General features: G+C 55.8%; 11 protein-coding genes. 10 read left to right on the forward strand and 1 reads right to left on the reverse strand.

The features are described from left to right. Positions 1–8 precede the first annotated feature (8 nt). From fabD to ptsG, 10 genes are all read left to right on the forward strand, one after another. Positions 9–938: an ACP S-malonyltransferase gene (fabD, locus tag HMPREF1144_RS16750; protein WP_042927937.1), complete on the forward strand. Its 930-nt coding sequence runs from the start codon at positions 9–11 to the stop codon at positions 936–938. 12 nt (positions 939–950) lie between these two features. Then, entirely contained in the window at positions 951–1,685 is a 735-nt protein-coding gene (gene fabG, locus HMPREF1144_RS16755; RefSeq protein ID WP_004131399.1) for a 3-oxoacyl-ACP reductase FabG, read from the forward strand. Positions 1,686–1,895: 210 nt separating this feature from the next. Then, positions 1,896–2,132 (forward strand): acyl carrier protein, encoded by a 237-nt coding sequence (gene acpP, locus HMPREF1144_RS16760; protein WP_000103754.1) that lies wholly within the window; start codon positions 1,896–1,898, stop codon positions 2,130–2,132. A gap of 89 nt (positions 2,133–2,221) precedes the next feature. Further along, a complete protein-coding gene (gene fabF, locus HMPREF1144_RS16765; RefSeq protein ID WP_004849908.1) occupies positions 2,222–3,463 on the forward strand; it encodes a beta-ketoacyl-ACP synthase II in 1,242 nt (413 codons plus the stop codon). A gap of 145 nt (positions 3,464–3,608) precedes the next feature. Then, positions 3,609–4,418 carry an aminodeoxychorismate lyase gene (pabC, locus tag HMPREF1144_RS16770; protein WP_004849910.1) on the forward strand — a complete coding sequence of 270 codons (810 nt, stop codon included), beginning with the start codon at positions 3,609–3,611 and terminating at the stop codon, positions 4,416–4,418. A 2-nt stretch (positions 4,419–4,420) separates the two neighbouring features. Then, the gene (gene yceG, locus HMPREF1144_RS16775; RefSeq protein WP_004849912.1) at positions 4,421–5,443 is read left to right on the forward strand and encodes a cell division protein YceG; all 1,023 of its coding nucleotides are present in this window, start codon (positions 4,421–4,423) and stop codon (positions 5,441–5,443) included. Next, on the forward strand, positions 5,433–6,074 hold the full coding sequence (gene tmk, locus HMPREF1144_RS16780) for a dTMP kinase (protein WP_004849914.1): 642 nt from the start codon (positions 5,433–5,435) through the stop codon (positions 6,072–6,074). Before yceG ends, tmk begins: the two co-directional genes overlap by 11 nt. Then, positions 6,071–7,075, forward strand: coding sequence for a DNA polymerase III subunit delta' (gene holB, locus HMPREF1144_RS16785; RefSeq protein WP_009653404.1), 1,005 nt, complete (start codon positions 6,071–6,073; stop codon positions 7,073–7,075). Before tmk ends, holB begins: the two co-directional genes overlap by 4 nt. A 10-nt stretch (positions 7,076–7,085) precedes the next feature. Next, complete coding sequence (locus HMPREF1144_RS16790; RefSeq protein WP_004849918.1) at positions 7,086–7,880, forward strand: metal-dependent hydrolase; 795 nt, start codon at positions 7,086–7,088, stop codon at positions 7,878–7,880. 297 nt (positions 7,881–8,177) lie between these two features. Further along, positions 8,178–9,611: a PTS glucose transporter subunit IIBC gene (ptsG, locus tag HMPREF1144_RS16795; RefSeq protein ID WP_004849920.1), complete on the forward strand. Its 1,434-nt coding sequence runs from the start codon at positions 8,178–8,180 to the stop codon at positions 9,609–9,611. A gap of 100 nt (positions 9,612–9,711) precedes the next feature. Here the strand turns inward: ptsG and fhuE are convergent, their stop codons facing one another. Further along, positions 9,712–11,895 carry a ferric-rhodotorulic acid/ferric-coprogen receptor FhuE gene (gene fhuE, locus HMPREF1144_RS16800; protein WP_042927939.1) on the reverse strand — a complete coding sequence of 728 codons (2,184 nt, stop codon included), beginning with the start codon at positions 11,893–11,895 and terminating at the stop codon, positions 9,712–9,714. Positions 11,896–12,004: the final 109 nt, after the last annotated feature.

A 12,004-nucleotide genomic window follows, 5' to 3' on the forward strand; every position in this document is an offset into this window, starting at 1 on the left:
ATTTAAACATGACGCAATTTGCTTTTGTGTTCCCGGGACAGGGCTCTCAGAGTGTCGGGATGCTGTCAGATATGGCGGCCGCTTACCCGGTCATTGAAGAGACGTTCCGTGAAGCCTCTGCGGCGTTGGGTTACGATCTGTGGGCGCTTGCACAGCAGGGCCCGGCGGAAGAGTTGAATAAAACCTGGCAGACGCAGCCGGCTCTGCTGACCGCCTCCGTAGCGCTGTATCGCGTCTGGCAGCAGCAGGGCGGTAAAGCGCCCGCTTTGCTGGCGGGCCACAGCCTCGGCGAATACTCTGCGCTGGTATGCGCAGGCGTTATCGATTTTGCTGATGCTGTCCGCCTGGTTGAGATGCGCGGCAGGTTTATGCAGGAAGCGGTACCGGAAGGTACCGGTGCGATGTCCGCGATCATCGGGCTTGACGACGCTGCGATTGCCAGGGCCTGCGAAGAATCTGCTGAAGGGCAGGTGGTTTCTCCGGTAAACTTTAACTCGCCAGGACAGGTGGTTATTGCGGGTAACAAAGAGGCCGTCGAGCGTGCGGGAGCCGCCTGTAAGGCTGCGGGTGCGAAACGTGCCCTGCCGCTGCCGGTCAGCGTACCGTCCCACTGCGCGCTGATGAAGCCGGCGGCGGAAAAACTGGCGGTTGAGCTGCAGAAAATCACCTTTAACGCGCCGACGATTGCGGTGGTAAACAACGTCGACGTGAAAAGTGAAACGGCACCTGATGCTATCCGTGATGCCCTGGTTCGCCAGCTGTATAGTCCGGTTCAGTGGACCAAAACCGTTGAGTTTATGGCATCACAGGGCGTAGAGCATCTGTATGAAGTTGGTCCGGGTAAAGTCCTCACCGGTCTGACTAAACGTATTGTTGACACCCTGACCGCTTCCGCGCTTAACGAGCCGGCGGCGATGTCTGCGGCGCTTGAGCAATAAAAGAGGAAAACCATGAGTTTTGAAGGAAAAATCGCGCTGGTTACCGGTGCAAGTCGCGGGATTGGCCGCGCAATCGCTGAAACGCTCGTTGCCCGTGGCGCGAAAGTAATCGGTACTGCAACCAGCGAGAGCGGCGCGCAGGCGATCAGCGATTATTTAGGTGCTAACGGCAAAGGTCTGCTGCTGAATGTGACCGATCCTGCATCTATCGAATCTGTTCTGGGAAATATTCGCGCAGAATTTGGTGAAGTTGATATCCTGGTGAATAATGCCGGGATTACTCGTGATAACCTGTTAATGCGCATGAAAGATGATGAGTGGAACGATATTATCGAAACCAACCTGTCATCTGTTTTCCGTCTGTCAAAAGCGGTAATGCGCGCTATGATGAAAAAGCGTCATGGACGTATTATCACTATCGGTTCTGTGGTTGGTACCATGGGAAATGCGGGTCAGGCCAACTACGCTGCGGCGAAAGCGGGTCTGATTGGCTTCAGTAAATCACTGGCTCGCGAAGTTGCGTCCCGCGGTATTACTGTAAACGTTGTTGCTCCGGGCTTTATTGAAACGGACATGACGCGTGCGCTGACCGATGAGCAGCGTGCGGGTACGCTGGCGGCAGTTCCTGCGGGGCGCTTAGGCTCTCCAAATGAAATCGCCAGCGCGGTGGCATTTTTAGCCTCTGACGAAGCGAGTTACATCACCGGTGAAACTCTGCACGTCAACGGCGGAATGTATATGGTCTGACCGAGATTTGTGCAAAACGCTCAGGAACCGCGCAGTCTGTGCGGTTCACCGTAATGTTTTGTACAAAATGATTTGCGTTATGAGGGCAAACAGCCGCAAAATAGCGTAAAATCGTGGTAAGACCTGCCGGGATTTAGTTGCAAATTTTTCAACATTTTATACACTACGAAAACCATCGCGAAAGCGAGTTTTGATAGGAAATTTAAGAGTATGAGCACTATCGAAGAACGCGTTAAGAAAATTATCGGCGAACAGCTGGGCGTTAAGCAGGAAGAAGTTACCAACAATGCTTCCTTCGTTGAAGACCTGGGCGCTGATTCTCTTGACACCGTTGAGCTGGTAATGGCTCTGGAAGAAGAGTTTGATACTGAGATTCCGGACGAAGAAGCTGAGAAAATCACTACTGTTCAGGCTGCCATTGATTACATCAACGGCCACCAGGCGTAAGTGAACATCTCCAGGCGGTCATTCGACCGCCTGAGTTTTATCTATATTTTGTCCCACAAGAATCTATTTTCCCTCCCTGGAGGACAACCGTGTCTAAGCGTCGTGTAGTTGTGACCGGACTGGGCATGTTGTCTCCTGTCGGCAATACCGTAGAGTCTACCTGGAAAGCTCTCCTTGCCGGTCAGAGTGGCATCAGCCTGATCGACCATTTCGATACTAGCGCCTATGCAACGAAATTTGCTGGCTTAGTAAAGGATTTTAACTGTGATGACTTCATCTCGCGCAAAGAACAGCGCAAGATGGACGCCTTCATTCAATATGGAATTGTCGCTGGCATTCAGGCCATGCAGGATTCTGGCCTTGAAGTGACGGAAGAGAATGCTACCCGCATCGGTGCCGCTATTGGTTCCGGTATTGGCGGGCTTGGCCTGATCGAAGAAAACCACAGTTCGCTGGTAAAAGGCGGACCGCGTAAGATCAGCCCGTTCTTTGTTCCTTCCACAATCGTTAACATGGTGGCCGGGCATCTGACCATCATGTTTGGTCTGCGTGGACCAAGCATTTCCATCGCAACCGCCTGCACGTCTGGCGTACACAACATTGGTCACGCCGCGCGCGTTATCGCCTATGGCGATGCTGATGCAATGGTCGCCGGTGGTGCGGAAAAAGCCAGTACCCCGCTGGGCGTAGGTGGCTTTGGCGCAGCGCGCGCGCTGTCCACCCGCAATGACAACCCGCAGGCGGCAAGCCGTCCATGGGATAAAGAGCGTGATGGTTTCGTGCTGGGCGACGGCGCCGGCATGGTTGTGCTGGAAGAGTACGAGCATGCGAAGAAACGCGGTGCGAAAATCTATGCGGAAATCGTCGGCTTTGGTATGAGCAGCGATGCCTACCATATGACTTCGCCACCGGAAGATGGTGCTGGAGCCGCGCTGGCGATGGTGAACGCCATTCGCGATGCTGGCATTGAAGCTAGCCAGATTGGCTACGTCAACGCCCACGGCACCTCTACGCCGGCAGGCGATAAAGCAGAAGCGCAGGCGGTGAAATCTGTCTTCGGTGACGCTGCCAGCCGCGTCATGGTCAGCTCAACTAAGTCAATGACCGGCCACCTGCTGGGCGCCGCGGGCGCAGTAGAGTCTATCTACTCCATCCTCGCGCTGCGCGATCGGGCGGTTCCGCCAACCATCAACCTGGATAACCCGGATGACGGTTGCGATCTGGACTTCGTTCCGCACGAAGCGCGTCAGGTTAGCGATCTGGAGTATACCCTGTGTAACTCCTTCGGCTTCGGCGGCACTAACGGCTCGCTAATCTTTAAAAGGGTGTGATGCGCGCCTGACGCCACGTCTTTGCTGACGTCAATGCTCATCGAAAAAATGGCCCGCTCGTCGGGCCTTTTTTTATTCAGTTTTCTCCGCTTGTTCAATGTATCTCCTCCTGCGAAACTAACCGGCCAGCGATAAGGAGACTTTTATGTATTTGATAAATGGCGCTGAAAGTGAAACGCTTGCGGTGAACGATCGCAGCGTTCAGTTCGGCGATGGCTGCTTTACCACGGCGCGCATCTTCAGAGGCCGGGTTCAGCTGCTGTCAGCCCATCTGGCCCGCCTGCAGAAGGCCTGTGAACAGCTCTTTATCCCCTACGACGACTGGGCGCTATTAGCGCAGGAAATGGCGCATCTGGCGCAGCCCCATCAGGATGGCGTGCTGAAGGTCATCATCACGCGCGGGGCGGGGGGGCGCGGATACAGCGCTGCCGGATGCGTGAATCCCGTGAGAATCCTCAGCGTATCGCCCTGGCCGGAGCACTATCTTCGCTGGCGCGAGGAGGGGATCTCCGTGACGTTGAGCCCTGTCAGGCTGGGACGCAATCCCTCGCTCGCCGGCCTCAAACACCTTAATCGGCTGGAGCAGGTGCTGATTCGTTCTCATCTTGAGCAGACGGACGCCGATGAAGCGCTGGTCCTTGACAGCGACGGGTGGCTTACGGAATGCTGTGCCGCGAACTTATTCTGGCGTAAAGGATCCGACGTTTTTACCCCGCGCCTCGATCAGGCGGGGGTCAACGGTATTATGCGCCAGTACATTCTCGCTAAGCTGGCACCATCGCCGTTTCGCGTTGTCGAAGCCACCATGCGCCCCGAGGCGTTACGCGAAGCCGACGAGGTCCTTGTCTGTAACGCATTAATGCCGCTGGTGCCTGTTCGCCGCTGGAACGATAAACGTTGGTCCACGCGCGAGCTTTATCATTTTTTAGCCCCCTTGTGTGAGCTGTCTGATTAGCCATGAAGAAAATGTTACGTTTCATTCTGCTGTTGGTGGTGGTGCTGGGCATCGCCGCGGGCATCGGTATGTGGAAAGTTCGCCAGCTGGCGGACAGTAAGTTACTGATTAAAGAAGAGACCATCTTTACCCTTGAGGCCGGAACGGGGCGCCTGGCGCTTGGGCAACAGCTGTATAGCGATAAAGTCATTAACCGCCCTCGGGTGTTCCAGTGGCTGCTGCGCATCAAGCCTGAGCTGTCCCACTTTAAAGCCGGGACCTATCGCTTCACGCCTGATATGACGGTACGCCAGATGCTGCAGCTGCTCGCCAGCGGTAAAGAGGCGCAGTTTCCGCTGCGCTTCGTTGAAGGTATGCGGGTGAGTGACTACCTGCGTCAGCTGCGCGATGCGCCTTACGTCAAGCATACGCTGGCGGATGATAGCTATGAAACCGTGGCGAAGGCCCTTGAACTGGAACATCCCGATTGGGTCGAAGGCTGGTTCTGGCCGGATACCTGGATGTATACCGCCAATACCAGCGATGTGGCGATCCTTAAGCGCGCGCATCAGAAGATGGTTGCCGCGGTCGATAAAGCCTGGGAAGGGCGAATGGAGAATCTGCCGTATCATGATAAGAATCAGCTGCTGACGATGGCCTCTATCATTGAAAAAGAGACGGCGCTGCCGGAAGAGCGCGACCGCGTCGCATCGGTATTTATCAATCGTTTACGTATCGGCATGCGTCTGCAAACCGATCCCACCGTGATTTACGGGATGGGGGAGAGTTATAATGGCAAATTAACGCGTAAAGACCTGGAAACGCCGACCGCTTACAATACCTATGCCATTAACGGTATGCCGCCCGGACCCATCGCCGCACCGGGCGAGGCCTCGCTGAACGCCGCCGCGCATCCGGCGAAAACGCCGTATCTTTATTTTGTCGCGGACGGCAAGGGCGGGCATACGTTTAACACCAACCTGGCCAGCCATAACCGCTCGGTTCAGGATTATTTGAAAGTACTTAAGGAAAAAAATGCGCAGTAACTATATCGTCATCGAGGGCCTGGAGGGCGCAGGGAAAACCACCGCGCGTGAATGTGTGGTAGAGACGCTAAAACAGCTGGGCGTTAGCGATATGGTGTTTACCCGCGAACCGGGTGGCACCATTCTGGCCGAGAAGCTGCGCAGCCTGGTGCTGGATATTCAGTCCACCGGCGATGAAGTGATTAATGATAAAGCGGAAGTGCTGATGTTTTACGCGGCGCGCGTACAGCTGGTAGAGACGGTGATTAAACCCGCTCTGGCGCGCGGTCAATGGGTCATTGGCGATCGTCACGATCTCTCTACCCAGGCCTATCAGGGCGGCGGTCGCGGTATCGACCAGACGATGCTGGCGACCCTGCGTGACGCGGTACTGGGAGACTTTCGTCCCCATCTGACGCTTTATCTTGATGTGACTCCGGAGGTGGGTCTGAAGCGCGCCCGCGCCCGCGGCGAACTTGACCGAATTGAGCAGGAGTCGCTGGATTTCTTTAATCGAACTCGCGCGCGCTACCTTGAACTGGCGGCCCAGGATCCCACCATCCGCACCGTTGACGCCACCCAGCCGCTGGAGGCCGTCGAGCGCGACATCCGTGCGGTGGTGAATCAGTGGGTTGCGGAGCAACTCCCATGAAATGGTATCCGTGGTTACGCCCGCCTTTTGAACAGCTGGTTGCCAGCTATCAGGCGGGACGGGGCCACCATGCGCTGATGGTCCAGGCGCTGCCGGGCATGGGGAGCGATGCGCTGATTTACGCGCTTTGTCGCTTTCTGATGTGCCGCCAGCCGGAAGGGCATAAAAGCTGCGGTCATTGCCACAGCTGTCAGCTGATGCAGGCCGGTACCCATCCTGATTATTATGCGTTGGCCCCGGAAAAGGGAAAGAGCTCGCTCGGGATCGATGCCGTGCGCGAGGTGAGCGAAAAGCTTTATGAGCACGCCCGGCTTGGCGGTGCGAAGGTGGTGTGGATAGGCGATGCCGCTATGCTGACGGATGCGGCGGCAAACGCGCTGCTGAAAACGCTGGAGGAGCCGCCGGAGAATACCTGGTTCTTCCTGGCCTGTCAGGAGCCAGCGCGCCTGCTGGCAACGCTGCGCAGCCGCTGTCGTTTGTATCACCTTGCTCCGCCTTCAGAACGCTACGCGCTGGCGTGGTTAGAGCGTGAAGTGACGATGTCGCAAGACGCGCTGCTCGCGGCGCTGCGGCTGAGCGCCAACGCGCCAGCGGCAGCGCTGGATCTGCTGCAGGATGCTCACTGGGCGCCGCGCCAGCAGCTTTGTCAGATCCTGGGTAATATTTTCATTCACGGCGACTGGCTGACGCTGTTGCCGATTTTGAACCATGAACAGGCCGCGATTCGCCTGCACTGGCTGGCATCGCTGCTGGTCGATGCGCAAAAAAGGCAGCAGGGGATTACGCTTATCAGCAATCCGGACGCCTGGCCACTGGTCAATCAGCTGGCCGCTGCGCTGCCGGCGGCGCGCCTGCAGGCGATTGCGCGTGACGTCAGCGCCTGCCGCGAACAGCTGTTGAGCGTTGTCGGCATTAATCGCGAACTGCTGCTAACCGAGCGCCTTCTGCGCTGGGAACATTACCTGCAACCCGGGGCGGTTCTTCCCGTATCCCACCTCTGAGAGAGACATCATGTTTTTAGTCGACTCCCATTGCCATCTCGATGGCCTGGATTATCAAACGCTGCATAAAGATGTGGACGATGTACTGGCAAAGGCTTCCGCGCGCGATGTGAAATTTTGCCTGGCGGTGGCGACGACGCTGCCGGGATACCGCGGTATGCGCGAGCTGGTGGGGCAGCGTCACGACGTCGTTTTTTCCTGCGGCGTCCATCCGTTAAACCAGGATGAAGAGTATGACGTTGAAGAGCTGCGCAAACTCGCAGCAGAGGACGGCGTCGTCGCGATGGGCGAGACCGGGCTCGATTATTTCTACACGCCGGAAACAAAAGCGCGTCAGCAGGCGTCGTTTCGCGATCATATCCGAATAGGCCGGGAGCTGAATAAGCCGGTTATTGTTCACACCCGCGATGCCCGCGCCGATACGCTGGAAATTTTACGCGAAGAAAAAGTGACGGATTGCGGTGGCGTACTACACTGTTTCACTGAGGATAGGGAGACAGCGGGTAAGCTGCTGGATATGGGGTTCTATATCTCGTTTTCCGGCATTGTGACGTTCCGTAATGCGGAGCAGCTTCGCGATGCTGCGCGCTATGTACCTCTCGATCGCCTGCTGGTGGAAACCGATTCGCCGTATCTGGCGCCGGTACCGCATCGCGGCAAAGAGAACCAGCCGGCAATGGTCAGGGACGTCGCCGAGTATATGGCGGTCCTTAAGGGCGTATCGTTGGAGCAGCTGGCACAACAGACGACTGAAAATTTCGCGACGCTTTTTCATATTGACCCCTCCCGTCTGCAACCTCTCTGATATTGCTTATTATTTTAAGGCTCGTAATTAATAGCTAAAGCGAGTAAAGTTCACCGCCACAAATGGGGCGGTGAAGGTTTTTTGGCAACATTCAGACACGAGTTATGTAAATCAATGTCAGTTTTTAATGGGTGTCTGATTGAAACGTGATAGCCGTCAAACAATCATCCCGGTAATTATTTTACTCTGTGTAATAAATAAAGGGCGCTTAGATGTCCTGTCCACGGCGCGGTTCTCCCCCCGGGCCAATGCGTGAAAACGTAAAAAAGCACCAAATACTCAGGAGCACTCTCAATTATGTTTAAGAATGCATTTGCTAACCTGCAGAAGGTCGGTAAATCGCTGATGCTGCCGGTATCCGTACTGCCTATCGCAGGTATCCTGCTGGGTGTCGGTTCCGCAAACTTCAGCTGGCTGCCAGCCGTAGTTTCCCACGTCATGGCGGAAGCGGGCGGTTCGGTCTTCGCTAACATGCCGCTGATTTTTGCTATCGGTGTCGCACTTGGCTTCACCAATAACGACGGCGTATCCGCTCTGGCATCGGTCGTCGCTTACGGCATCATGGTGAAAACCATGGCCGTGGTTGCACCTCTGGTTCTGCATTTACCTGCTGAAGAGATTGCGGCTAAACACCTGGCGGATACCGGCGTCCTCGGCGGTATCATCTCCGGTGCCATCGCAGCCTACATGTTCAACCGCTTCTATCGCATTAAGCTGCCTGAGTATCTGGGCTTCTTTGCGGGCAAGCGTTTTGTGCCAATTATCTCCGGCCTGGCAGCGATCTTCACTGGCGTGATCCTGTCCTTTATCTGGCCGCCGATCGGTAGCGCAATCCAGACTTTCTCCCAGTGGGCCGCTTACCAGAACCCGGTTGTCGCGTTCGGTATCTACGGTTTCATTGAGCGCTGCCTGGTGCCGTTTGGTCTGCACCACATCTGGAACGTTCCTTTCCAGATGCAGATTGGTGAATACACTAACGCAGCAGGTCAGGTCTTCCACGGTGATATTCCGCGCTATATGGCAGGCGACCCGACTGCGGGCAAACTGTCCGGCGGCTTCCTGTTCAAAATGTACGGTCTGCCGGCCGCCGCTATCGCTATCTGGCACTCTGCTAAACCGGAAAACCGCGCGAAAGTGGGCGGTATCATGATCTCCGCAGCGCTGACCTCGTTCCTGACCGGTATTACCGAGCCGATCGAGTTCTCGTTCATGTTCGTTGCGCCGATCCTGTACATCATCCACGCGATTCTGGCAGGTCTGGCCTTCCCGATCTGTATCCTGCTGGGTATGCGTGACGGTACGTCGTTCTCTCACGGTCTGATCGACTTCATCGTTCTGTCTGGCAACAGCAGCAAGCTGTGGCTGTTCCCGATCGTCGGTATCTGCTACGCGATTGTTTACTACGTGGTGTTCCGCGTGCTGATCAAAGCGCTGGATCTGAAAACCCCGGGTCGTGAAGATGCCACCGAAGACAGCAAAGCTGGCGCGACCAGCGAAATGGCTCCGGCTCTGATTGCCGCGTTCGGCGGTAAAGAGAACATTACTAACCTTGACGCATGTATCACTCGTCTGCGCGTGAGCGTGGCGGATGTGGCGAAAGTTGATCAGGCTGGCCTGAAAAAACTGGGTGCCGCAGGCGTGGTTGTTGCAGGTTCAGGCGTTCAGGCTATTTTCGGTACCAAATCCGATAACCTGAAAACTGAAATGGATGAATATATCCGCAACAGCTAAGTTGTGATATGGGGAGACTAAGGCAGCCTACGGGCTGCCTTTTTTAATGGCCGCAGGCGTTAAAAAGCGCGCTCGCGGCTTTCGTCACGTTAAGCAGAGATCAGAACTGATAGCTGGCCGTAATGCTGACGTTGCGCGGTTCGCCGTAGACGATAGAACCATCGACGTTGGTGTCGTAGGTTTTGTCGAACAGGTTATTGACGTTACCCTGCACAGCAAAATTTTTAGTGACCTGGTAACGCGTGAACACATCCACCAGCGCGTAGCTGCCTTGTTCCGCACGGAACGTCCCGTACGGCGTCGCGGTATCTTTATACACCCGGTTCTGCCAGTTAACGCCGCCGCCGACGATCAGTTCAGGCATTACCGGCAGACGGTAGCGGGTGAACAGCTTGACGCTGGTACGCGGCAGGTTGGGATTCACCGCATTGCCTTCATTGTCTTCAGCGACAAAACGCGTCGCCCCAAAGGTCATCTGCCAGTTATCGGTAATCGCCCCGTTGATTTCGAACTCCACCCCTTTGCTGACGGTACCGTCGACGGTTTTATAGGCGGCTTCGCCGTTGCTGCCGGGAATTTGCCCGCCGGTCGCCTGGCCGAGGTTATCCTGCTCGATGCGGAATAGGGCGAGCGTCGTCGTTAACCGGCTGTCCATCCAGTCCGACTTCAGGCCGACTTCATAGTTGTTTCCGGTAACCGGGGTCAGGTATTTACCGGAACTATCGCGCTTATTCTGCGGCTGGAAGACCGAGGTATAGCTGGTGTAGGCCGACCAGCTGTCGTTGATGTCGTAAACCAGCCCGGCGTAAGGCGTGGTATGGTTTTTCTCCATCGCGTAGGTCTGCGTCTCGATGCTCCAGTTGTTATAGCGGACGCCAAGAATCAGATGCAGCGGGTCAAGCAGGGAAAAACGCGTCGCCGCATACAGCGACTTCATTCGCGTGGTATCGTCCTGCGCCAGGCTCTGCGGGCCCCAGCTGGTTTCCGGGAATGTCGCGCTATTGAAGCTATAGAAGCTGCCAACCTCATCGGGGAAGACGTTTGCCCACGAACTGAAATAGCGGTTGTTTTGTTTGCTGTAGCTGGTGCCGATCATCAGGTTGTGCTGACGACCAAACAGGTCGTAGCCGCCGTCGGTGAACAGGTCAACGGCGTCGACTTTACGTTTGCCGCTATTCCAGCCGGTACCGCCGACGTAATCATAGCCCGGGCCGTAGCTGCTATAGGGGCCCACCAGCATTCCGGTCGCTTTGTTGACGTACGCGTCCACGTACATCATCTTGCTGTCGAACGTGATCTCAGAATGGGTGGCATTCATCGTTGCCTGCCAGGTATCGGCAAAGCGCTGTTTCAGCGTGACGAAGACCTTGTTGATCTCTTTGTCGTTATAGGCCCAGTCGGGCGCGGTGCTGTGGGCGTGGTCATAGTGGTTCTTGCTGCCATCGGTATTCCAGCGAGGCAGGCCACCCCATGTCGGGCTATTCACGTCGATACGCTGATACTCGTAGCCAGCGGATAAAGCGGACGACGTACCGAGATCGGCATCAAGAATGCCGGAGAAGAACGTTTTTTCGCTGTTATAGCGATCCAGCCACGAGTCATTATTTTGATAACCGGCGATAATGCGCGCCCGTACGCTGCCCTCGTCAGTCAGCGGGCTTTGCATATCAGCAACGTAGCGCTGCTTATTCCAGCTGCCGTACTCCGCAGAGACGTTTCCCTTGAACTCCCGGCTGGTCGCGTGCTTGCGGATCATATTGACCGACGCGGCAGGGTTGCCGGTACCGGTCAGCAAGCCGTTGGCGCCGCGTACGACCTCAACCCGTTCGAAGAGGGCCATATCGGAAAGCGCGTCGCCCAGATTCCAGCGGGATTCAAACCAGGTCGGAATGCCATCGACCATATAATTGTCGATCTCAAAACCGCGGGAGTAATAGCTGGTGCGGTCTGAGTCCGCCTGGCTGCTGCTGATCCCCATGGTATGGTCCATGACGTCGCCCAGCGTTTGCAGCTGCTGATCCCGCATCCGCTGTTCGGTAATGATACTGACCGATTGCGGGATATCGCGCTGGGCCATCTCCATTTTAGTCCCGGCTGAGGTGGTTCTGACGCTGTAGTCCTGCTCTTGTGTCTCCGAGGCGCTATCTGAGGAACCTTCTACAATAATAGTGTCTTCGGACGTGCCGGCTGCCTGACTGAGGTTGGGAAAGATCGCCAGCGCTATACCCATAGCAAGCAGGGACGGCGCGTTATGCCCATCCCGAAAGTTGGTGGAGAGAGACATCATAAACCCTTGATCGTGTAATTGTTGTTATTTGCTGCGGCGCGATGGTCGCGGTAGATCGTCAGTGCACTGCATTTTCTTTGAATGAAAATGAGAAATATACGCATTA

The sequence above is a fragment of the Klebsiella sp. OBRC7 genome (assembly GCF_000293135.1).
GTDB classification, from domain to species: Bacteria; Pseudomonadota; Gammaproteobacteria; order Enterobacterales; family Enterobacteriaceae; genus Klebsiella; species Klebsiella michiganensis.